1 protein-coding gene is annotated in these 823 nt (G+C 76.4%); it reads left to right on the forward strand.

The window, feature by feature from the left end; genetic code table 11:
• On the forward strand, positions 1-823 hold an 823-nt coding region (locus tag D471_RS36290; protein ID WP_017601338.1), incomplete at both ends, for a pyridoxal phosphate-dependent decarboxylase family protein.

An 823-nucleotide genomic window follows, 5' to 3' on the forward strand; every position in this document is an offset into this window, starting at 1 on the left:
CCAGGTCGCCGCGATGGTCGCCGACGCGCTGGACACCGTCCAGCCCGACGGCCCCGACCGCTCCGCCGAGGTGCTCCACCGCCTCACCACCGCCCTCGCCGCGGGCGCCGCCGACCCGGCCCACCCCCACTGCGCGGCCCACCTGCACTGCCCCCCGCTGGCGGTCGCCGTGGCGGCCGACACCGTCGCCTCGATCCTCAACCAGTCCCTGGACTCCTGGGACCAGGCACCGGCCGCCACCGCCATGGAGACCCGGATCATCGCGGAGCTGGCCGACCTCGCCGGGTACGACGGTCAGCGGGCCGGCGGCGTGGTCACCTCCGGCGGCACCGAGTCCAACCTGACCGCGCTGCTGCTGGCCCGCGACCACGCGCTGGCCGCCCACTCCGACATCGACCCCACCCGGACCGGCGTCGCCGCGGCCGCCGACGGGGCCCGCCCCCGCATCCTGTGCGGGGAGGTCGCGCACTTCTCCGTCCAGCGCGCCGCGGCCCTGCTCGGTCTGGGCGAGGAGGCGGTCATCACCGTCGCCGTGGACTCCGAGCACCGGATGCGCCCCGAAGCCCTGCGCAGGACCCTGCACCAGGTGCGCGAGAACGGCGACGTACCCGTCGCGGTCGTGGCCACGGCGGGCACGACCGACCTGGGCGGCATCGACCCGCTGGCCGCCGTCGCGCACATCGCCGCCGAGTACGGCGTGTGGCTGCACGTGGACGCCGCCTACGGCGGGGGTCTGCTCTTCTCCGACCGGCTGCGCGGCCTCCTGGACGGCCTCAGCCGCGCCGACTCGGTCAGCCTGGACCTGCACAAGCTCGGCTGGCAG

Origin of the sequence: Nocardiopsis lucentensis DSM 44048, assembly GCF_000341125.1 — a bacterium.
GTDB lineage: Bacteria > Actinomycetota > Actinomycetes > Streptosporangiales > Streptosporangiaceae > Nocardiopsis > Nocardiopsis lucentensis.